The sequence below is a fragment of the Micromonospora sp. B006 genome (genome assembly GCF_003408515.1).
Lineage (GTDB): Bacteria > Actinomycetota > Actinomycetes > Mycobacteriales > Micromonosporaceae > Micromonospora > Micromonospora echinospora_A.
The window spans coordinates 6,896,960-6,918,430 of record NZ_CP030865.1; the positions used below are offsets into that span (position 1 = coordinate 6,896,960).

Annotated in this window: 19 protein-coding genes; 11 read left to right on the forward strand and 8 right to left on the reverse strand. The window is 73.1% G+C overall.

The annotated features are described in order from the left end of the window. Together MicB006_RS30925 and MicB006_RS30930 are read right to left on the reverse strand one after the other, a co-directional pair. The gene (locus MicB006_RS30925) at window positions 1-942 is read right to left on the reverse strand and encodes a rhomboid family intramembrane serine protease (protein ID WP_192900164.1); all 942 of its coding nucleotides are present in this window, start codon (window positions 940-942) and stop codon (window positions 1-3) included. 25 nt (window positions 943-967) lie between these two features. Next, complete coding sequence (locus MicB006_RS30930) at window positions 968-1,498, reverse strand: peptidylprolyl isomerase (RefSeq protein WP_073831060.1); 531 nt, start codon at window positions 1,496-1,498, stop codon at window positions 968-970. 84 nt (window positions 1,499-1,582) lie between these two features. On the opposite strand from MicB006_RS30930, the gene MicB006_RS30935 reads away from it, so the two are divergent. Next, window positions 1,583-2,404, forward strand: coding sequence for a hypothetical protein (locus tag MicB006_RS30935; protein WP_116510854.1), 822 nt, complete (start codon window positions 1,583-1,585; stop codon window positions 2,402-2,404). A 93-nt stretch (window positions 2,405-2,497) separates the two neighbouring features. On the opposite strand, the gene corA is transcribed toward MicB006_RS30935, so the two are convergent. Continuing rightward, window positions 2,498-3,646, reverse strand: a complete 1,149-nt coding sequence (corA, locus tag MicB006_RS30940; RefSeq protein WP_116510856.1) for a magnesium/cobalt transporter CorA — start codon at window positions 3,644-3,646, stop codon at window positions 2,498-2,500. A 323-nt stretch (window positions 3,647-3,969) separates the two neighbouring features. Continuing rightward, the gene (locus tag MicB006_RS30945; protein WP_030499384.1) at window positions 3,970-5,064 is read right to left on the reverse strand and encodes a PLP-dependent aminotransferase family protein; all 1,095 of its coding nucleotides are present in this window, start codon (window positions 5,062-5,064) and stop codon (window positions 3,970-3,972) included. Window positions 5,065-5,263: 199 nt separating this feature from the next. Here MicB006_RS30945 and MicB006_RS30950 point away from each other — a divergent pair, with 199 nt between their 5' ends. Together MicB006_RS30950 and MicB006_RS30955 are read left to right on the forward strand one after the other, a co-directional pair. Further along, window positions 5,264-6,142: a 3'(2'),5'-bisphosphate nucleotidase CysQ gene (locus tag MicB006_RS30950; protein ID WP_116510858.1), complete on the forward strand. Its 879-nt coding sequence runs from the start codon at window positions 5,264-5,266 to the stop codon at window positions 6,140-6,142. A 100-nt stretch (window positions 6,143-6,242) separates the two neighbouring features. After that, on the forward strand, window positions 6,243-7,790 hold the full coding sequence (locus MicB006_RS30955; RefSeq protein ID WP_116510860.1) for a hypothetical protein: 1,548 nt from the start codon (window positions 6,243-6,245) through the stop codon (window positions 7,788-7,790). A gap of 58 nt (window positions 7,791-7,848) precedes the next feature. Here MicB006_RS30955 and MicB006_RS30960 read toward each other — a convergent pair whose 3' ends face one another. Genes MicB006_RS30960 through MicB006_RS30975 form a run of 4 tightly spaced genes read right to left on the reverse strand, consistent with a single transcriptional unit; the run spans window position 7,849 to window position 10,809 of the window. Next, window positions 7,849-8,763: a glycosyltransferase family 2 protein gene (locus MicB006_RS30960; protein ID WP_013289266.1), complete on the reverse strand. Its 915-nt coding sequence runs from the start codon at window positions 8,761-8,763 to the stop codon at window positions 7,849-7,851. Then, window positions 8,760-9,758 carry a sulfotransferase gene (locus MicB006_RS30965; RefSeq protein ID WP_116510862.1) on the reverse strand — a complete coding sequence of 333 codons (999 nt, stop codon included), beginning with the start codon at window positions 9,756-9,758 and terminating at the stop codon, window positions 8,760-8,762. The genes MicB006_RS30960 and MicB006_RS30965 overlap by 4 nt, the downstream gene beginning before the upstream one ends. After that, complete coding sequence (locus MicB006_RS30970) at window positions 9,755-10,333, reverse strand: glycosyltransferase (protein WP_116510864.1); 579 nt, start codon at window positions 10,331-10,333, stop codon at window positions 9,755-9,757. Before MicB006_RS30970 ends, MicB006_RS30965 begins: the two co-directional genes overlap by 4 nt. Further along, a complete protein-coding gene (locus MicB006_RS30975; RefSeq protein WP_030499390.1) occupies window positions 10,333-10,809 on the reverse strand; it encodes a polysaccharide biosynthesis protein in 477 nt (158 codons plus the stop codon). Before MicB006_RS30975 ends, MicB006_RS30970 begins: the two co-directional genes overlap by 1 nt. Window positions 10,810-11,306: 497 nt before the next feature. Between MicB006_RS30975 and MicB006_RS30980 the strand changes: the two genes are divergently transcribed. From MicB006_RS30980 to MicB006_RS31015, 8 genes are all read left to right on the forward strand, one after another. Next, a complete protein-coding gene (locus MicB006_RS30980; RefSeq protein ID WP_116510872.1) occupies window positions 11,307-13,130 on the forward strand; it encodes a Wzz/FepE/Etk N-terminal domain-containing protein in 1,824 nt (607 codons plus the stop codon). Next, window positions 13,127-14,134 (forward strand): DUF3048 domain-containing protein, encoded by a 1,008-nt coding sequence (locus MicB006_RS30985; protein ID WP_116510874.1) that lies wholly within the window; start codon window positions 13,127-13,129, stop codon window positions 14,132-14,134. Before MicB006_RS30980 ends, MicB006_RS30985 begins: the two co-directional genes overlap by 4 nt. Continuing rightward, the gene (locus MicB006_RS30990; protein ID WP_116510876.1) at window positions 14,131-15,615 is read left to right on the forward strand and encodes an O-antigen ligase; all 1,485 of its coding nucleotides are present in this window, start codon (window positions 14,131-14,133) and stop codon (window positions 15,613-15,615) included. The genes MicB006_RS30985 and MicB006_RS30990 overlap by 4 nt, the downstream gene beginning before the upstream one ends. Further along, window positions 15,615-16,820: a hypothetical protein gene (locus MicB006_RS30995; protein WP_116510878.1), complete on the forward strand. Its 1,206-nt coding sequence runs from the start codon at window positions 15,615-15,617 to the stop codon at window positions 16,818-16,820. The genes MicB006_RS30990 and MicB006_RS30995 overlap by 1 nt, the downstream gene beginning before the upstream one ends. A gap of 17 nt (window positions 16,821-16,837) precedes the next feature. Then, on the forward strand, window positions 16,838-17,701 hold the full coding sequence (locus MicB006_RS31000) for a sulfotransferase (RefSeq protein ID WP_116510880.1): 864 nt from the start codon (window positions 16,838-16,840) through the stop codon (window positions 17,699-17,701). After that, the gene (locus MicB006_RS31005; RefSeq protein ID WP_116510882.1) at window positions 17,668-19,281 is read left to right on the forward strand and encodes an oligosaccharide flippase family protein; all 1,614 of its coding nucleotides are present in this window, start codon (window positions 17,668-17,670) and stop codon (window positions 19,279-19,281) included. Before MicB006_RS31000 ends, MicB006_RS31005 begins: the two co-directional genes overlap by 34 nt. Window positions 19,282-19,309: 28 nt before the next feature. After that, window positions 19,310-20,242 (forward strand): sulfotransferase, encoded by a 933-nt coding sequence (locus MicB006_RS31010; protein ID WP_116510884.1) that lies wholly within the window; start codon window positions 19,310-19,312, stop codon window positions 20,240-20,242. Window positions 20,243-20,383: 141 nt separating this feature from the next. Then, a complete protein-coding gene (locus MicB006_RS31015) occupies window positions 20,384-21,427 on the forward strand; it encodes a glycoside hydrolase family 26 protein (protein ID WP_073831074.1) in 1,044 nt (347 codons plus the stop codon). The last annotated feature ends 44 nt before the right edge of the window (window positions 21,428-21,471 follow it).

Genomic DNA, 21,471 nt, shown 5'->3' on the forward strand with positions numbered 1-21,471 from the left:
TCAGCCCAGCAGAGCGGCGGTACGGACCAGGGTCAGGCCGATCAGCGCGACCAGCACGATCGCGCAGCCCGCCACCTGGAACGCGGTCCGCCGTGACCGCGGGGCGTACGCCAGGATCAGCGACACCACAGCGCCGGCCACCAGACCGCCGAGGTGCCCGGCCACCGAGATGCTCGGCACGGTGAACGTGAAGATCAGGTTGATCACCAGGATCGGGACGATCGCCGACGTGTCCCGGCCCAGCCGCCGCATGATCACGAAGATGGCGGCGAACAGGCCGAAGACCGCCGTCGAGGCGCCGGCCGTGAACCGGTTCGGCTCGGTGAAGACGTACGCCGCGACGTTGCCGCCCAGCCCGGCGAGCAGGTAGAGCGCCAGGAAGCGCAGCGGCCCGAGCACCGCCTCCAGCGTCCGGCCGAGCACCCAGAGCGCCCACATGTTCAGCAGCAGGTGCAGCACGCCGTAGTGCAGGAACATGGCGGTGACCAGCCGGTACCACTCGCCGTCGGCCACCCCGCCGATGTGCCCGTCGGGGAAGCGCGCCAGGCCGAGCACCGAACCCCACTCGGTGAGCGGGGTCCCGCTGCCCATCAGGCCGCCGAGGCCACCGCCGGCCACCGCGTTGCCGCTGCGGGCCGAGGCGATGGAGAGCAGCATCATCAGCACGTTCAGCGCGATCAGCGCCTTCGTGACGTTGCCCTGACGGCCGGCGGCACCGCCACCGAAGGCGGTACGCGCCGGCCGCACGCTGCGGCGTCCCTCGGCGACACACTCCGGGCACTGGTGCCCGACGGAGGCGTCCCGCATGCACTCGGTGCAGATCGGCCGGTCGCATCGAGAGCAGCGGATGTACGTCTCCCGGCCGGGGTGCCGGTAGCAGACCGGAGTGGTCGGCACCGGGTCCCCGGTGGTGTCGCCTGGCTGGCCGGAGCGCTCAGTCATGCGAGCAAAGGTACCCGCGTGTCGCTCAGGCCTGCTGACGCTCGATCTCGACCCGCTCGATCACCACGTCCTGCAGCGGCCGGTCGCTCGGGCCGGTCGGGGTGTTGGCGATCGAGTCGACCACCTTCGCGGACTGCTCGTCGGCGACCTGGCCGAAGATGGTGTGCCGGTTGTTCAGGTGTGGCGTGGGCGACACCGTGATGAAGAACTGCGAGCCGTTGGTGCCCGGCCCGGCGTTCGCCATGGCCAGCAGGTACGGCCGGTCGAAGCGCAGCTCGGGGTGGAACTCGTCGCCGAACTTGTAGCCCGGGCCACCGCGTCCGGTGCCGGTCGGGTCGCCCATCTGAACCATGAAACCGCTGATCACGCGGTGCGAGACGGTGCCGTCGTAGTACGGCCCGCTGCCCGGCTGACCGGTACGCGGGTCGATGTACTCCCGGGTGCCCTCGGCCAGCTCCACGAAGTTGCGGACGGTCTTCGGCGCGTGGTTCGGGAAGAGCTCCAGCCGGATCGGGCCGGCGTTGGTGTGCAAGGTGGCGTAGACAGCCTCGGCCACGGGTACTCCTCACTCGTTGGTCAGTTCCTTGCGGATCCTCCCATGTGCCCGATCTGGCCATGCGGAGGCATCCGAAGGTGGAGGATGACGAAGGAACAACTCCCAGGAGGTGGGACCGTGTTTGGAATCGGGCGGCGAAAGACCCAGGGCCAGCTCGCCAAGGTGGAGCTGAACCAGGGCATCGGTCACCTGAGGCAAGCCGCGACGTACGCGGCGAAGGGTGCCGGCGCCACTGTCGGCCCGCGGGTCCAGGCAGCCCGGGGTGCCGTCGCGCCGACCGCGGTCATTGTCCGGGACCGGGCGTCCAGCGGGTTCGCGTCGACCGCCGCGGCGCTCGCGCCGGTGCTGCTGGCCGTGCGCAACGCCCGGGTCGAGGCCGCCGGTAAGGCGTCGGGCGGCCGCAAGGCGATGGCCGCGAAGCAGTCCGCGATGACGAAGAAGGCGAAGAGCATGAAGGCCGGAAAGAAGAAGCAGCGCAGGTCGCGGGGCATGACCGCGGGCCTGCTGGTGGCCGGGACCGTCGCCGGCCTGGCCGGGGCGATGGCCATGCGGCGGCGCCGCGAGCAGCAGGAGTGGGCCGAGTACGACCCGACCGGCACGCTCGGCGCGACCGGTCGCGACAAGCTGGAGCCGATGCGGGAGGACGTGGACACGATCGTGGTGGAGACCCCGGACGCGAGCGCGAAGGTGACGCAGGCCGGCCCGACCGGCGCCGGCTCCTCGGCGGTGGCGAAGGGCAGCAGCGCGTCGACCGCCACCTCCGGCAGCCAGCCGGTGATCCACCCGAACGACCAGGTCCCCTCCGTCGCCGAGGGCGCCCGGGACGTCTCGGGTCGCCCGGCCGACGACATCACCAAGGCCGTGCAGGCCGGCAAGAACGCCGCGAAGGCCGCCGGTCGTCGCTGACCCCGTACCGTCGGATCGGCGCCGGCACGCGGGACACCCCGCGTGGCCGGCGCCTCCGCGTATGAGGCGTCCGGTTCGGCGCGGCGCGAAGGCTTACAGCCAGCCGTTGCGGCGGAACAGGCGGTAGAGCGTGAAGGACGCGGCGAGCATCAGCGCCCACACGCCCGGATAGCCGTACGTCCACCTCAGCTCGGGCATGTTGTCGAAGTTCATGCCGTAGATGCCGGCGATCGCCGTCCACACCGCACCGATCGCGGCCCAGGCGGCGATCTTGCGCATGTCGTTGTTCTGGTCGACGGTGACCTGGGCCAGCCGGGCCTGGAGGATCGAGTTGAGCAGGTCGTCGTAGGAGTTCACCTGCTCGACGGTGCGGCTGAGGTGGTCCTGCACGTCGCGGAAGTAACGCCGGACCTCCTGCGGCACCCACCGGTTGACCTCGGAGGTGAGCGTCATCAGCGGCCGCTGCAGCGGCACCACCGCCCGCTTGAACTCGACCAGCTCCCGCTTCATCTGGTAGATCCGCTGGATCCGGCCGCTGCTCTGCCGGTCGAAGACGTCCGCCTCCAGCACGTCGAGGTCGTCCTCCAGCCGGTCGGCGACCTCCAGGTAGAGGTCGACCACGCGGTCGGTGATCGCGTACGCGACGGCCCACGGGCCGTGCCGCAGCAGTTCCCGCTTCGCCTCCAGGTCAGCGCGGACCGGTGCCAGCCGGCAGGCGTCACCGTGCCGCACGCTGATCACGAACTGCGGCCCGATGAAGAGCATCACCTGGCCGGTCTCCACCACCTCGGAGTTCTCGGTCAGCTCCGCGTGTTCGCAGTAGCGGGCGGTCCGCAGCACCAGGAAGACGATCTCGCCGAAGTGCTCCAGCTTCGGGCGCTGCTGGGCCTTGACCGCGTCCTCCACTGCGAGCTCGTGCAGGCCGAAGGTGGCGGCGATCTCGGTCATCTCGGCCAGGTCCGGCTCGTGCAGGCCGAGCCAGACGAAGCCGTCCTGCTCCTGCCGGGCGGCGGCCAGGGCCTCGGCGTACTGGGGACGGCCGGGGCGGCGCTCGCCGTCGACGTAGAGACCGCAGTCGACGATCCCGCTGCGCTCCGGGCCGGCCGGCTGGGCGGTACGGGGGGAGCCGTCGGCGTTGAGGATGCGGGACATGGCGCGTACCGGGGCCGCCCAGGCCCGGGGTCGTAGTGCCCGGCCGCCGTCGGGTCCGGCGGTTCGGTCGCGTGCCACCCGGTCCGTCATCTCTCGCCTCCTCTCCCTGGAGCTGCGGCTTGCAGGTTACGCCGACCGGCGGGAGGCGCAGCGCGGGAGCGGGACGGGCGGTGCGACGGAGGTCACGCGCCGGCGCCGGGCGGGCCGGGCCGCGTCAGGGGGGTGAGGGGCGACACGGCCCACCCGGCACCCCTTGGGGGGCGGGAGTGATGCTGGGCGTGCCGTCGGCCCTGGCCGGAGCGGCCGGGTCACCAAAAGGTGAACGACACTCGCAGCATTGTGGGCTGCTGGCCGGTCCAGCGGGAGTGCCGAACCGGCCAGCGGGGCCTTTTTGTCAGAAACCCGACAGATAATCAGCCGCGAACGGCGGCCATCGCCTCCGCGAGCCGCCGGACACCCTCGTCGATCCGGTCCGCGGTGACAGCCGAGTACGCCAGCCGCAGCGCGTGCCGGCCGCCGTCGACCATGAAGTCGCTGCCCTTCACCACCGCCACGCCGCGCTCCGCGGCGGCCGGCGCGAGCCGGTCCACCTCGACGTCCTCCGGCAGCTCGACCCAGAGGAAGTAGCCGCCGTCCGGCTCCACGAACCGGGCCTCCGGGATGTGCCGGCGCAGCGACTCCGCCAGCACCGCCGACCGCTCGCCGAGCGCCGTACGGACCGTCCGGATCGACTCCTCGATCGCGCCGGAGACGCAGAACTGGTGCACGATCGCCTGGGCCACCATGCCGGGCGAGATGTAGAGGTTGGTGGCGCGCTTCGCGATCGTCGCGATCAGCTCGGCCGGGCCGACCAGGTAGCCGACGCGCACGCCCGGGCAGACCGTCTTGGTGAAGCTGGACGCGTGCACCACCACGCCCCGGGTGTCCATCGACAGCATCGACGGCAGCGGCTCGCCCCGGAACCGGATGTCCGCGTACGGGTCGTCCTCGAAGATCGTGAACCCGTACTCGGCGGCCAGGTCGAGCAGCTCACGGCGCTTCTCCAGGGAGAGGGTCACGCCGGCCGGATTCTGGTAGTTGGGGATCACGTGCGCCAGGCGCGGCCGCACCCCGGACTCCAGCAGCTTGCGCAGCTCGGCGGTGTCCAGGCCGTCCGGCTGGATCGTCACGCCGTGCACCTCGCCGCCCATCTGCTGGAGGTTCAGCAGCGTGCGGTCGTACGTCGGGCGCTCGACCACCACCGCGTCACCCCGGCGGACCAGGTGGTCGAAGAGGAACGCGTCGGCCTGCAGCGAGCCGTTGGTGATCAGCACCTGATCGGCCTCGACCCCGTGCTTCTCGGCGATCCACTTCCGCAGGGGCGGGTAGCCGACGGAGGTGCCGTACGCGGTGACCCCGGCGGGGTCGGCGTCGAAGGCGCGGACAGCGGCGGCCTTGAGCCCTTCGACATCGACGATGTCCAGCGAAGGCGCGCCACGGGCGAACGAGATCAGCTGCTCGGCGGTCATGCGCAGAGCCTAGGGCCTGGCCCGGCGGGTCCGACCGCGATACACGCGAAGTTCAACATGCGGGCGGCCGGTGGCGGCGACCTGGGCCGACGGGGGATCCGACAACCGCCCGCGACTGTCTACGATCCGACGGACGCTGGCACCGGTCGCACCGGACGCCGAAGGATGACGGGTCGCGGCAGACCCGGGAGAACAAGGGATGAGGCTCGTGACCGAGGACGAGGCGGGACGGCTCGACGACCAGCGGTTCGCGCAGTGGCTGGCGACCGAGGCCGGCAAGGCGCTCACCGCGCTGCGCGACCGGCAGGGCTTCGCCGACCCGAAGGGGCTCAAGGACGCCGGCGACCGCGCGTCGCACGAGCTGATGACGGCGGCGCTGGCCCGGCTGCGGCCGGCCGACGCGGTGCTCTCCGAGGAGGAGGCCGACGCCCGCCGCGCGTGGGCGGACGGCGAGCGCGCGCCCCGGCACGAGGCGGACCGGGTCTGGATCATCGACCCGCTGGACGGCACCCGCGAGTTCTCCGAGGAGGGCCGGGACGACTGGGCGGTGCACGTGGCGCTCTGGCAGCGTTCCGCCGCGCCCGACGGCGCCCTGGTCGCCGGGGCGGTCGGCATGCCGGCGCGGACCACCGTGGACGGTACGCCGCTCGTGCTCGGCACCACCTGCCCGCCGCCGAAGGCGTCCGACGGGCCGATCCGGATCGCGGTGAGCCGCAGCCGTCCGCCCGCGTTCGTGGGCGAGCTGGTCGAGATGCTCGGCGCGACCGCCGTACCGATGGGCTCGGCCGGTGTGAAGGTCTGCGCGGTGGTGACCGGCGAGGTCGACGCGTACGTCCACGCGGGCGGCCAGTACGAATGGGACAGTGCCGCCCCGGTCGCCGTGGCGCTCGGCGCGGGCATGCACGCGTCCCGGATCGACGGTTCGCCGCTGCGCTACAACCGCGCCGACCCGCGCCTGCCCGATCTGCTGGTCTGCCGGCCGGAACTGGCCGACCAGTTGCTCGACGCGATCGCGCGGACCGGGGTCGAGATGCCCGCTTCGACCGTCACCGACAACCACGGTCAGGCGTTCGGTTGAGTGTCACGGTACATACGGCCAGGTGAATGAGGGTTATCGTCGGGCAGGTATGCGTGGCGATCTGAGCCCGGACACGGGCCGCCGACAGCCAGGGAGGGTCATGCCGGCCGATCGAGAGCCGCACAACGCCTTCGGGCAGCCGACCGGCCTGTGGCCGGGTCAGGACATTCCACGCCAGGCAGGCGGCCCGTCGCTGCCCTGGCCGGAGACCGAGGCCACCTCGTCTCCGCCACCACCGGCCCGGACCGGCGGTGACCTGCCCTGGCCGGAGCACGAGGTGCCCCACACCGGCCACCAGGACGCCGCCTGGACGCAGGACGAACCGACGGTCCACGGTGGCACCGACTGGGCGCCGCAGACCGGACCGGCGGGAGACGGTCACGCCGGCTGGGCGCCGCACGACGAGCCCGGCCGGTCCGGACCCGGCACGGCTGCGGGCGGCCCGGCGGGATGGCGCGCGGGCACGGCGGCGACCGCCACCCTGACCGGACCGCCCCCGGTGCACGCCCCGCACGGGCCGGCCTCCGGTGGGCCCGGCCGGCCACCCGCTCCGCCGCTCGCCCCGGGGACGCCTCCGTCGCCCGGCGGCGCCCGGCGACGCTGGCGCGTGGCGGTCGCGGCGGCGCTGGCGCTGGCAGTGGCCGGCGGCGGGGTGGCGGTGGCCGCGCTGCGGCCCGACTCCGCGAACCCGCAGGCCGGTGAGGCGCCCGGAGCGCTCGGCCCGGCCACGTCGACGGGACCGGGCGCGCCCGGGACACCCGGCGCGTCCCCGAGCGCCGACCAGGGCCTCGGCGGCAAGCCCTCGGCCCGCCCGTCGGCCTCCGAGAACGCGGGACCGGCCTTCGGCGGTACGCGGCTGACGCTGCCCGGCGCCTCGATCGGCGTGCAGAACGGGGAGACGTTCGGTCAGGCGCTGGCCCGCTCCGACCGGACGTTCGGCAAGCTGCGGATGGCCCGGATCTTCTTCCCCGGCCTGCCGCCGGCCTGGTCCGGCAGCCGGGCGGACGTGGTGGACCGGACCGTTGTGGTGTCGTTCAAGGCGGCGCCGCAGGAGATCAACACCGGCAAGTTCGACTCCCGCCTGACCTCCTGGTTCGCCTCGATCCCGCGCGAGCACAACGTCTACTGGTCGTACTTCCACGAGCCGGAGGACGACGTCGAGCGCGGCGCCTTCACCACCGAGGCGTACCGGACCGCGTGGAAGCGGGTGGCCGGCCTGGCCGCCCGGGCGAACAACCCCAAGCTGATCAACACGCTGATCCTGATGTGCTGGACGCTCGACCCGAAGTCCGGGCGCAGCTTCGACGCGTTCTACCCGGGCGGCGACGTGATCGAGACGCTCGGCTGGGACTGCTACAACTGGGGCAAGAAGTGGAAGCGGTACGCCCCACCGCAGGAGATCTACGGCCCGATGATCAGCAAGTCGAAGGCGCTGGGCAAGCCGTGGGGCGTCGCGGAGACCGGCAGTGACCTGGTTCCCGGTGACCCGGGCGCCGGCCGGGCGGCCTGGATCCGGTCGATGACGAGCTTCCTCAACGGCCAGCGGCCGGAGTTCGTGGCGTACTACAACCAGACCGTCAGCCAGGGCGACTTCCGGCTGCTCGACCAGCCGAGCATCCAGGCGTGGAAGTCCTTCTGCACGGCCTGATCGCAGCGGAACGACGACGGGCGGGCGACCTCGGTCGCCCGCCCGTTTCGCGTACGCGTCAGATGCCCCGGCCGCGCTTGTGCAGCGTGCGCAGCACCCGGTCGGCCTGCACCGCCCGGCTCGCCACCGCCAGCGCCAGGTAGGCGCGCGGCTCCTTCGGGTTGCGGGCCAGCGTGCGCCGCGCCCAGCGGACCGCGTCCCGCCGGTTGCCCATGGCGGCCTGCGCGAACGCGATCTGACCGGCCACCCGCGCCTCGCCGTGCGGCACGGTGGCGAACTCCGGGTAGCGGCGCAGCAGCCACTGCAACGCGGTCGAGATGGTCTCCCAGCGCTGCGCGAAGTAGGACCGCTTGTGCCAGCGGACCAGCACGTACGGGCTCTCCACGTTCACCAGCGGGGCGTACCGGGCGGCGCGGAGCAGGAACTCGTAGTCCTCCGCGTAGCTGCCCGGGATCTGCTCGTCGACCAGGCCGATCGCGTCGAGCAGCGCGGCCCGGCGGATCAGGAACGTGGACGGGTGCAGCTCGGTGAGCCGGTCGCGCAGCAGCGCCTCCAGCGAGATCCGGGCCCGGTCCAGCGAGCGGTCCACCGTACGGTCGTCGTAGCTGACCCGGATGCCGCAGCTCACCAGCGCGCCGTCCGGGTGCGCGTCGAGCGCCCCGAACTGGGCGGCGAGCTTGCCGGGCAGCCACTCGTCGTCGTCGTCGCAGAACGCCACCCAGTCGCCGGTGGCCGCCTCGATGCCGGTGTTGCGCGCGCCGGCCAGCCCGGCGGTACGGGTATTGGTGATCACCCGGATCCGGCGGTCACCCCGGTCGGTCTCCAGCGACCGGTCCGGCTCGGACTGGTCGTACACCACAATCGCCTCGATCAGGCCCGGGTGCGCCTGGCTGAGGATCGCGTCGAGCGCCGCACGCAGCAGCTCCGGACGGTCTCGCGTCGGTACGACGACCGAGATGCTCGGCCCACTCATGCTCTCTCCACGGACTCGTCGGATCCCCGCTGGCCCAGATAGCCGTAACGGACCCGCAGGGGAAGCGTGGCCAGGCTGACCACGGCACGACTGCGTCGCGGCAGGCGGTCGCGCCATGCCTCGTCGCGGCGCACTGTCAACGGCCCGCCGCTGAACCGCAACGGGTTGCCGGCGACGCTGTGCGCGCGGAACGGCGCGGCCGGCTCGCTCGCCACGTCGGGCGCGTCCGCCGAGAGGATCCGCAGCGCGGCCGGGTCGTCCGGCAGGCCGGCGAAGTCCCGCACCCGGCGTACGGTGCCGGCCGGGTCGGCGGTGAAGTCCTCGTACCGCAGCCGCAGCACCTTCGCCCGGGAGGCGAGCAGGTGGAACGCCGCGTTCTGCGCGGTCCACAGCTTGCTCACCTCGAACGGCGAGAAGGTCGGCATGAAGTCCTCGCCGTCGACCACCTCGGGACGGCGCACCTGCTTGCCCCACGAGTACGCCACCGCCCGGCTGTCCCGGACAAGGTGCAGCACCCGCAGGTCGAGCCCTTCGGCCCAGCGCAGCGCGAACGCGAGCGAGGCGTGCTTGCTGGAGTCGACCACCACCCGGGCGCCGGTCACCGCGAGCGCGGCACGGTAGATCCGGGTGTACAGGTCCGCGTAGCGGCGCACGTCGGCGAGCTGCTCCGGCGGGAGCGCCTCCTTGGCGAGCCGGGGGATGTGCCGGGTCCGGTCGACCCGGTCCTTGAGCGCCAGCACGTCGTCCCGGTCGACCGCGGACCAGCCGCCGAACGCCAGGTCGCCGACCTGCCGCCAGAACGGGCAGGCGGTGAACCGCTCACCGCAGCCGCACCGCTCGTCGGCCCCGAGCGCCCGCTCCCACAGGTGCACGACCTCACCGACGGCGCACACGTCGGCACTCTGCGCAAGAAGCAGCTCCAGCAGCGTGGAGCCGCTGCGGCCGAGGCCGCCGACGAAGAGGACCCGCGGCGGCGCCTGGTCCGGGCCGCTCATCCGCGCCGCCCGACGGCCCGCTGCCGTACCCGGCTGGCCACCAGGCCGTCGATCACCGCGCCGACCCGGGCGACCGCCTCGGCGCGCGGGTCGGGGCGGCCCGGGTCGGCGGCCAGGACGAACCGGCTCGGGTCGGCCAGGCCCTCGTCCAGCGCGGCGACCAACTCGGCCTCGGACTCGCACAGCCGCACCATGCCGGCCGCGCCCAGGCGGCGGGAGAACAACTGCTGGTGGTTGTCGACGTGCTCGTCGTGCGCCGGGTCGCGGGGCACCACGATCGGCAGGTGGCCGGTGCGCCGGGCCTCGGTGATGGTGGCCGGGCCGCCGTGGCTGACCACGAGCGTGGACTCCGCCATCGCCCGCTGGAGTTCCTCGTGGCCGAGGAACGGGGTGGCCTCGGGCAGGGCCGGGGTGCGGCTGTGGCCGTACTGGAGGACCAGCCGGACCTCGGGCCGGGCGGCGTGCCAGCGTTCCAGCCAGCCGACCAGCCGGTCGAAGCGGTGCACGTCGGTGCCGACCACGACCAGCACGAACGGCCTCGACCGCCGGTCCCGCTGCTGGGGAATGTGCGCCATCAGAGGAGGTTCCCCACGACAGTCGCCTCCGGGTACATCCGGCGCTGCTCCTCCCACTGCACGAGCATCGCGGAGAGGAAGGGCCGGCAGAGCCGGGCGGTGAGCGTCGCGCTGTCGATCCGGTCGTACACCTCGATGTAGACCGTCGGGATCTTGCGCATGCGGGCCGCCACCACGAACGGCAGGGCGACCCCGGCGCCGGTGGTGACGACCGCGTCGACCTGGCGCCGGCGGATGACCTTCAGCGCGAGGAACGCGTTGCGTACCAGGTTCTTGACGTTGCGTGTGGTGGGGTGGTGCGCCCACACCACGTCCTCGCCGGCGAGCAGCGAGCGCGCGTCCGGGGTGTCGAAGGTTACCCATGCGCGGCGCCGATCCCGGTACCACGGTTCCAGGGCCAGGAGCTGGGCCAGGTGCCCGCCACTGGACCCCACCAGCAGTACCTGCCCCGAGTCCTCGGTTGACCCGCTCACCACAAACGTCCTCCCGTACGCGGATGACGCGTCCGGATTTTGTGAATGCTCCTCGGACGCGTCCTGACAACCTACTGGCGCGCCCGTGGGCAACTGAAGGGGCCATTGGACGGATCCTGGCTCGCCGGTCGGCTCACCTCGCGATTCCCGTCAACGGGATGCGCGTCGACCGGCCATCGGGCAGGTCAGCCCGGCCGCACCCGGACGACGGGCCGGGACACCCGGACGAAGTGAGATGTGTCAGGATTCCGTCACCGCTCCGCACGAGAGCCGGCGACGACGTCGGCTTACCTGGGGCAAGTCGGGCCCGGCACCGGGAAACCCGCCGAATGGTCAGCGCCGATCGGCCATTTCTACGCGGGCTGCCCACACCCGGGCAGGCTTACCGGAACGTGAGCAGACTTTCCCTCGTCGTTCGGATCGGGGACACTCAAGGCCACGGTCAGGTCCAGCTGTGCCGTGGACTGCCCGGCTCGGTCGAAAGGGAGCGACAGACTCTGATGCCCTCACCCCATTTGGCCGAGAGCGACGCCGACGGTCTTGCCCTGATGGCCTACCTGGGCTGGCTGCGCCGCCGTTGGTGGATCCTGCTGCTCGCCGCGGTCCTCGGCCTGGGCGGAGGGCTGGCGCTGAGCCAGATCCAGGAGGCGCGCTACACCTCGACCACCTCGCTGCTGGTGCGCCCGCTCGGCTCGGGCGCGGAGAACAACCCCAACGCCAAGGTCAACCTCGACACCGAGGCGCAGGTGGTCCGCTCGCTCGTCGTGGCCGAGCGGGCCAAGGCGCTGATGAAGGTCGACACCGGGGCCGACCAGCTCGTCAAGTCGGTGACCGTCAAGGTCCCGCCGAACAGCCAGATCCTCCAGGTGGCGTACGAGGCGAACAGCCCCGAGGGCGCCCAGTCGGGCTCGCACGCGTTCGCCCAGGCATACCTGGACCTGCGCAAGGCCACCGCGCAGAAGACGCTGGAAAACGAGACCAACGCGCTCAAGCAGCAGATCGCCGACCTGCAGAAGCAGTTGAGCGCGGTCGCCGGGCGGATCTCGGCCGCGCCGTCCAACTCGCCCGAGCGGGAGCGGGCCGAGGCCGAGCGCAACGTCATCACCAACCAGATCACCGGCCTGTACAACCGGCTCAACCCGCTGGCCTCGGCCGGCTCCGACCCCGGCGAGATCATCTCCGACGCCCGGCTGCCGGAGCGGCCCAGCTCGCCGAACCGCACGCTCAACCTGGCCAGCGGCATGGGCGCGGGCCTGCTGCTCGGCATCGTGCTGGCGCTGGTGCTGGACCGGCTCGACACCCGGATCCGGCGCGGACGCGACATCTCCGACCGGGTCGGCCTGCCGCTGCTCGTGGAACTGCCGTCGCGCGCGCCGTCGCTCGCAGTCCTGCCGGCCACCCACCGGGCCTCCCGCGAGCTGGGCCGGCTGCGCAACGTGCTGCTCTCCGCCGTGCCCGAAGCGGCGCAGGGCGGGCGCGGGCGTCAACTGCTGCTCTGTGACGCCTCGGCCGGCACCGCCGCCGGGTTCATCGCCGCCAACCTCGCCGCCTCGTACGCCCGTACCGGCCAGCAGGTCGCGCTGATCACCACGAAGCCCGACTCGGCGGTGGGCGCCATCACCGGCGTCGCCGAGGGGCGGCACAGCCTCGCCTCGGTGCTGCGCCGCGACGTGCCCCCGCTCAAGGCGCTCGCGCCGGTGCCAGGGCTGGGCCAGCTCCGGGTGCTGGTGCCGGGCGACCTGGACGCCGAGGTCGAACTGCCGGTCGCCGGGCTGCTGGAGATCCTGCACGAGCTGTCCGCGCGCTTCGACCACGTGCTGATCGAGACCGCGCAGCCCACGTTCGCCGTGGAGGCCCAGGCCCTGGGCCGGTACGTCGACGCGGTGATCATGGTGGCCGAGGCGGGCAAGACCCGCAGCGGTGAGATCACCGCCGCCCTCCAGCAGTTCGAGCAGGTGAACGCGCCGGTGATCGGCGCCGTGCTGGCTCCGCGCCTGCCGGACCCGCCCGCCGGCGCCACCCGCCCGGCGACGTCCGGCGGGTCGAACGCGTCGAGCGCGCCGGCTGCCCCGGCCAACCGGCCCAAGCCCCGGCCCAGCCCGGGCCCGTCCGCCGAGTCGACCATGGTGCTGCCGCGCATGCAGTCGTCCCGCCCCGCCCCGGCGAAGCCGGCCGCTCCGGCGCCGCAGATGCCCGGCAAGGCCACCCCGCCCGGCGTCCCGGGCAAGCCGGTGCCGCTCAACGGCACGGGCGGCACCTACCGCTCCCGGGGTGACGGCGACGGCCGCAGCTACGCCCTCGACTCCGGCGAGGACCTGGGGTGAACCGTCGGCAGATGCTCCGCGCCGCCATCGCCCCCGCCGTCGTCCTCGGCGTCGGGACCGGGTGCAGCGAGCCCGAGCCCAAGCCGGGCAAGGTCCAGGTGGTGGACCCGGGCGACGTCACCGCCTCGCCGTCCGCGGCCAGCGCCTCGCCGACCCTGCCCAAGGGCCCGCTGACCGGCGCTCCGGTGAGCACCCCGGCCGCGGCGACCCGCCAGGCGGTCGCGGTGCCGCTGCGGGTGAGCCCCGCGACCACACCGGCCGGCCTGGACGCCGCCGACCTGGTCTACGCCGAGTTCGCCGAGGCGGACACGCTGCACCTGACCGCGGTGTTCCACTCCAAGGACGCCACGAAGATCGGCCCGGTCACCGAGATCCGGCCGGTCGACATCCGGTCGCTCACGGTGCTGCGCCCGTTCGTCGGCTACAACGGCGGCCCCACCGGCTTCCTCACCCAGTTCGAGAACTCCGACCTCGACGGCGTCACTCCCGACGACGACAGCAAGGTGTTCTCCGGCGGCTACACGTCGACCGCAGCGCTGCTCAAGGCCGCCCCGAAGGGGGGCCAGCCGCCCACCCCGCCGCTCGACCACGCCACCGACGGCGAGGCGCTCGCCACCCGCGACCTCGCACCCGCCACCGAACTCACCGTCACCGTCTCCGGCGGTCCGCCGATGGTCTGGCGGTACGACCAGGCGAAGTCCGTCTGGGCCGGCAAGATCGGCAAGGTCACCGTGACCGCCGCCTCCGTCATCGTGCTGACGATGGAGTACCGCACGCTCGACGTACGCAACCCGTCCCCGCGCTCGCTGCCCTCGGCGAACGTCTTCGGTGAGGGCGCGGTGGTCGCCGTGTCCGGGCCGAACAGCGCCAAGGGCCGGTGGCGCAAGCCCGGCCTGCCCCTGGTCTGCACGCTCGCCGACACCGGCGGCGACCTCCTGCACCCGCAGCCCGGCAACGCCTGGGTGATCTACGCGCCGACCACCGCCAAGGTCTCCGTGAAATGAGCACCGCCACCCCGCCCCGTACCGCGCGCGGGTCGGTTCCGCTCGCCGCGGTGTCGCCGCCCGGTGGGAACCGCCTCCGCCCGGTGCGGGTACGGCCGGAGGGCTGGTCGTGGCGGCTGCCGACGGCATGGCCGCTGATCGCGGTCTTCCTGCTGTACCCGCTGTGGTGGGTGCTCGGGGTGTCGAGCTTCGTGTTCGTCATCTTCGCGGTGCCGATGGTCGCGCAGATGCGCAAGCGCGGCCCGGTCCGGGTGCCGCCGGGCTTCGGGATCTGGATGGTCCTGCTGCTCTGGGTGTTCCTGTCCGTGCTCACCCTCGACCTCACCGCGCCGAACACGCTGCCGCCCGGCGGCAGCGGCAAGTACATCGGCTGGGGCATCCGGCTCGCCAACTACGTCGCGATGACCGTGACCATGCTCTACGTCTACAACCTGCGCGACCGGGAGCTGTCCCAGCGCCGGATGGTGCGGCTGTTCGGGTTCATGGGCGTGGTCGTGGTGCTCGGCGGCTGGATCGGCTCGCTCTTCCCGAACCTCAAGTTCGTCGCGCCGCTGCGGTTCGTCCTGCCGCAGTCGATCGCCGGCCACCCGTACGTCACCTCGCTCATGGAGATCAAGTTCGCCCAGGTGCAGCAGGTGATCGAGGGGGAGGCCAGCTCGCCCCGCCCGTCCGCGCCGTTCACCTACACGAACTCGTGGGGCCAGAACACCGCGATCCTGCTGGTCTGGCTGATCGTCGGCTGGGTGGTGCTGGGCAGGCCGCTGCGCCGTACCGCCGGCGTGGCCATCGCGCTGGCGGCGATCTTCCCGATCGTCTACTCCCTCAACCGTGGCCTCTGGATCGGCCTCGGCATCGCCGCCGCGTACGTGGCGCTGCGGCTCGCGCTGCGCGGCCGGATGGTGGTGCTCGGCGGGCTCGCCCTGGCGGTCGGACTGATCGGCGTGCTGATCGTCGCGACCCCGCTCGGCCGCACCTTCGACGAACGCCTGCAGAACGGGCACAGTGACGACATCCGCACCACCCTGTCGCAGGGCGCGGTCCGGGCGGCCAACCAGTCGCCGATCCTCGGCTACGGCGGCAACCGGGCGCTGATCGGCAGCAACCGGTCGATCGCCATCGGCAAGTCCGAGGACTGCAAGCAGTGCGGCAACCGGGAGCTGGGCAGCAACGGCCAGGTCTGGGCGCTGCTCGTCGGGCAGGGCTGGATCGGCGCGATCTGCTACAACGCCTTCTTCCTCTACTGCATCTGGCGCTACCGGCGCGACCACAGCGCCATCGGGATCGCCGGCACGCTCGTACTCATCCTCATGCTCTTCTTCCAGTTCACCTACGGTGCGATGGAAGCAACACTCGCCTACGCCCTGATCACTGTCGCCCTGCTGGCCCGCAACGACCGGATCCGCCGGTCGCTCGCGCCCGCGCCACCGCAGGGCACGATCGCCGGGCTCCGGGCCCGACTGGAAACGACCGGTGACCGCTGATGGTGTTCCGCGTACCCCCGGACGGCGACGGCCGTGCCGCGTACCTCGGTGAACTGGCCGGGCTGATCTGGCCCGCGCCGGCCGAGCCCAGCCTGCGCCGCGGCGGCGCCGGCTGGGTGGTGGTGCCCTCGGCGGCCCGCCCCCGGCTGCTCGTGCCCACCGGCTCCGGCCGGGCGGCGGCGAGCGCGGTCCGGCACTCCACCGAGGCCGTCGGTCGCAAGGCCAAGCTGGTCCGGCAGGGCCTGGCCACCGCGTTCCGGCTCGGTCTGGGGCCGCTGGTCTTCCGCGACCGGCTGGTAGTCGACGGCGGCGGGCTGGACGCGCACCTGGCCGAGGTGCTGGGCGAGCCGGCGCTGGTGAGCCTGCACATCGGGCCGGCCCGCGCGAACCGCAAGCCGGTGCTGCAACTGCTCGCCCCGGACGGCCGGGCCCTCGGGTACGCGAAACTCGGCGTCGACCCGCTGACCCGCGCGCTCGTCCACGCGGAGGCCGACGCGCTGCGCCGACTCGCCGAGGTGCCGCTCGGCCCGGTGGTCCTGGCCGGGGTACGCCACCACGGCGACTGGCACGGGCACGCGCTGCTCGTGCAGGAGGCGCTGCCGGTGCGGCTGCCCCGGGCCGCCCCGGCCGCCGCGCAGGCGGGCGAGCGCGCGGCCATGGTGGCGGTCGCCGGCTGCCTCGGCGTACGCCGGCAGCCGTGGGCGGCCAGCTCGCACGCGACCCGACTCACCGCCGCGGTGGACGCGCTCGGGCCCCGGCCGGAGGCCGGGCGGCTGCGCGCGGTGCTGAAGTCCGTCGCGGACGCCGACCCGGTGGTCGCCTTCGGCGCGTGGCACGGGGACTGGAACGGCGGCAACAGCGCGGTGCTCGCCGACGGGCGGGTGTTGGTCTGGGACTGGGAACGGTTCGAGGCGGACGTGCCGGCCGGGTACGACGCGCTGCACCTAGCGGTGCAGGGCGCGATGAGCCACGACGGGGTGGAACCGGTCGAGGCCGCACGTACGCTCGTCGCCGGCGCGGCGGACACGCTGGCGCCGTTCGACCAGGCGGCCGGGGACGCCGACCTGGTCGCCGTGCTCTACCTGGTGGAGCTGGCTGCGCGCTACCTGCGCGACCGGCAGGCGGAGGCAGGTGCGCGACTGGGGCACGTCGACACCTGGCTGCTGCCCGCCGTGGAGGAACACCTGGCCCGCCGGGCCCGGTGAGAGTGAGGAGTGGGGACGTGACGGTGGCCAGGGAGCAGGCGCTCCGCGCGGTGAAGTCGGTGAGCCGGACGGTCGGTCGCTTGACCGCAGGCTCGCGGATGGTGCCGGGATTCCTGATCGTGGGGGCGCAGCGCTGCGGCACCACCTCGCTGTTCAAGACGCTCTCGCAGCACCCCGGCGTGCTGCCGCCCGCGTACCACAAGGGCGTGCACTACTTCGACATGGACTACCACCGGGGGATGAACTGGTACCTCGGGCACTTCCCCACCACGGCCAAGGCCGACGCGGTGAAGGCCCAGATCGGGGTACGCGGGATCACCGGCGAGTCCAGCCCGTACTACATGTTCCACCCGCTGGCCGGGCAGCGGATCGCCAAGGACCTGCCCTCGGCGAAGCTGCTGGTGCTGCTGCGTGACCCGGTGGAGCGCGCCTACTCGGCGCACTCGCACGAGCTGGCCCGCGGCTACGAGACCGAGTCGGACTTCGAGCGGGCGCTGGCCCTGGAGGAGCAGCGGACCGCGGGCGAGCGGGAGCGGATGATCCGCTCGGCCGCGTACGCGAGCGAGCACCTGCAGCACAACGCGTACCTGGCCCGGGGCCGCTACATCGAGCAGCTGGAGCGGCTGGAGGCGCTCGTCGGCCGGGAGCGGATGCACGTCATCGACAGCGACGACTTCTTCGCCGACCCGCGCCCGTCCTTCGACGCGGTCTGCGACTTCCTCGGGCTGCCCCGCTGGGCGGACATCGCGTTCGGCAAGCACAACTCGCGGTCCCGTTCGCCCATGTCGACGGAGCTGCGGGCCCGGCTGGAGGACCACTTCGCCCCGTACTACGAGCGGCTGGCGGCGTGGTGGGGACGCGTGCCGTCGTGGCGGCGGTGACCCGGCCGGACGCCGGCGGCACCCCGACGCTCACCGCTCCGCCGCCCGGTCCGGGCGCGGGGCTCGGCGGCGCGGCCCGGCAGGGCTTCGCCAACCTGGTCGGGGTCGGACTGGCCGCGGTGGCCGGCTTCGGCCTGAACATCGTCATCGCCCGGGGCTGGTCGGTCCGCGAGGCCGGCATGTTCTTCGCGGCCACCAGCGCGTTCATGATCGCCGCGTCGGCGGCCCGGCTCGGCACCGACGTCGGCACCGTCTACTTCGTCAGCCGCCAGCGCACGCTCGACCGCCGCGACCAGATCCGCGGCACGATCCTGGTCGGGTTGCTGCCGGTGCTCGCGGTCGGCACGCTGCTCGGGCTGGCCGGCTGGCTGGCCGCGCCGGCGCTGGCCCGGGCCACCATGCCGGAGGCCGGCCCGGAGGCGGTGACCGCGCTGCGCATCCTGCTGGCGTTCGTGCCGCTGGCCGCGCTCAACGACTACGCGCTCGCCGCCTGCCGCGGCTTCGGCCAGATGCGCCCGCTGCTCACAGTGGAGCGGCTCGGCCGCACGCTGGTGCAGTTCCTGGCCGTGGCGGCGGCCGCCTGGCTCGGCCTGTCCGCCACGGTCGCGCTGCCGCTGGCCTGGGTGGTGCCGTACCTGCTCGCCGCCGTGGTCGCGCTGTTCTGGCTGAGCCGGCTGGTCGGCCGGGCCGGTCGTCAGGTGACCCGGCCGGTGCCGGCGCGTGAGCTGGCCGGACCGTTCTGGCGTTTCACCGGACCCCGCGCGGTCAGCAGCCTGGCCGCGATCGTGGTGCAGCGGCTGGACATCGTGCTGCTCAGCGCGTTGCGTGGGCCGGCCGAGGCGGCCATCTACACGGCGGCGACCCGGTTCCTGGCGCTGGGCCAGCTCTCCAGCGTCGCGCTGTCCAGCTCGGTGCAGCACCGGCTGGCCGCCGCCTTCGCCCGCAACGACCGGGCCGAGGCGGGCCAGCTCTACCAGGTCGCCACCGGCTGGCTCGTGATCCTCTCCTGGCCCGCGTACCTGATCTTCGCGGCCTTCGCCACGCCGATGCTGGCGCTGTTCGGAGGCGACTACGCCGACGGCCGCCGGGTCGTGGTGCTGCTGGCGCTGACCATGCTGCTGGCCACCGGCTGCGGCATGGTCGACATGGTGCTCAACATGGCCGGGCGCACCGCGTGGACGTTCTACAACGCGATGACCGGCACCGTGCTCAACGTGGTCGGCAACCTGCTGCTCATCCCGCGGTTCGGCATCCTCGGCGCGGCCCTGGCCTGGACCGTCTCGATCCTGGTCACCAACCTGGTGCCGCTGACCCAGCTCTGGTGGTCGATGCGGCTGCACCCGTTCGGCGCCGGCACCCGTACCGCGATGGCGCTCGCCGTCGTCGCGCTGGGCCTGCCGCTCGGCGCGGCGACCCTGCTCGACGCCACGACGCCGGTGCTCGCGCTGGTGACCGCCGTCGGCCTGGCCGCGTACGTGGCGGGTGTCTGGCGCTGGCGGCGCACCCTGACCCTCGACGCGCTGCGGGCCCTGCGCCGCGGCCGCAACCGCGCCGGGTCGGACCCGGCCGCCCAGTCCTGACCGATCCTGCGCACCGATGGGACCTTCGATGACCAGCGACTCCCCCCTCGCCCCGCACGCCGGCCTGTCCACGGTGAAGGCCGCGAAGCTCGCCGCGGTCGGCCTGCTGGCGGACCGCAAGGAACGCCGTGAGCTGGAACGGCCGGTGGAGGCGGGCAACCGCCGCCTCACGCTGAAGGTGGAGCGCCCGATCTTCATCCTGGGCGCCCCGCGTTCCGGCACCACGTTCCTGGGCAGTTGCGTCGGCGCGCTGCCGGACGTGTCGTACCACTTCGAGCCGCGCCTGACCAAGGCGGTCGCCCGCTGTGTCTACGAGGGAAGCTGGACGCCGCAGCGGGCCGCCCGCTACTTCCGCGGCTACTACGGCGCGCTGCTCGCCGCGTCCGGGCACGGCGGGTTGCGCTTCGCCGAAAAGGACCCGGAGAACTGCTTCATCGTGCCGTTCCTGACCGAGGTCTTCCCGGACGCGGTTTTCCTGCACGTCTACCGCGACGGCCGGGACGTGGCGGTGTCGCACGCCGAGCAGCCCTGGCTGAACGCCGCGTCCACGGGCACCGGCCGCAGCGGCCGGGGCGGTACGCCGTGGGGCGCCGCGCCGAGGTTCTGGGTGGAGCCGGAGCGGCGCGAGGAGTTCACCCGGGTCTCCGACCTGGGCCGGTCGGCCTGGATGTGGCGGCGCTTCACCGGCAGCGCGCTGTCCCAGCTCGCCGAACTGCCCGCGGACCGGGTCCGGCACCTGCGCTACGAGGACGTCGTCACCCGGCCGGCGGAGGCCGCCGAGGTGGTAGCCGACTTCCTTGAGGTACGCGACCCGGCCGGCCGGGCGGCGTTGCACGCCCGCTTCGCCAAGGCCCGGCCGGGCTCGGTGGGACGCTGGCGGCAGCGACTGACCGAAAAGGATCTGGCCGACGTGCTGGACCAGGCCGGCCCGCTGCTGACCGAGCTCGGTTACCCCGCCTGAACGCGCCTCCCCGGGTAGAGTGCCAGGGGTCGCCCGCCCGGCCCGGCGTGCCTCTCCGCTGACGCGGATCCGTCAGGGCCCACACCGTGCCGGCGACCGTCCTGGGGAGAGGTTGCGGTGGTACGACGGTTACGACTGACGATGGCTGCCGTGCTGGGCCTGGCCTTGCTGGCGCCGGCGGTGACGGCCTGCGAGATCGGCTCCGATCGGTCCGACGAGGGGACCACCGCGGCGCCGCCCCCACCGACTGTGACGCCGCGGACCGCGCCGGTCCGCACCACCGGACGGGGGCCGGAGCCGCCGGAGCAGGGGGCCTGGCTCGGCACCTGGGTCAAGCCGCAGTACCACACCGCCACCGGGCGGGCCGCCGCGTTCGACGAGTTCAACCGGGCCGCCGGCGGCACGCTCGCCATCGCGCACATGTTCCACGAGTGGAACGAGCCGTTCCCGGGCGCCAGCGAGCGGGCGTTCCAGGCCCGGGGCAAGCTCCAGATGATCTCCTGGCAGGGCACCGACACCCGCTCGACGGTCAGCGGCACCTACGACACGCTGATCCGGGAACGCGCGCGGGACGTCAAGGAGTTCGGCGTTCCGGTGCTGCTGCGCTACCGGTGGGAGATGGACCGGCCCAACCTGGCCGCGAGCATGCACTCACCGGAGGACTACGTCGCCGCCTGGAAGCACGTCCGCGGCATCTTCACGGAGATGGGCGTCACCAACGCGGCCTGGGTGTGGTGCCCGCACGCGGACGGCTTCGCCGAGCCGCAGCGACGGGCCGCCGCCTACTACCCCGGTGACGACCAGGTCGACTGGCTCTGCGCCGACGTCTATCCCAGCCCGGAGTGGAACAGCTTTTCCAACCGCATGGACCACTTCATGGCGTTCGCCAAGAAGCACCCGCGGCCGGTCATCATCGGCGAGTACGGCCTGACCCAGGACGGGCGTCCGGGCCAGCGGGCCGACTGGATGCGCGAGGTCGGGCCGTACCTGAAGAAGCACCCGCAGATCAAGGCGGCGGTCTACTTCGCGGCGCGGCAGACGCAGAAGCCGATTTACGACAGCACGTTCGGCGACGACCCGGAGAGCGAGAAGGTCTTCCGGGAGATGGCGACGGATCCGTACTTCCAGCCACCGATGCCCGACCTGAGTGTCTCCTCAGGGCAACCCTCCGTGTCCGGCGAGTGATCGTCGCTCGTCTTTTCGTGTGACCCGGGCCGTTTCCTCGGCCA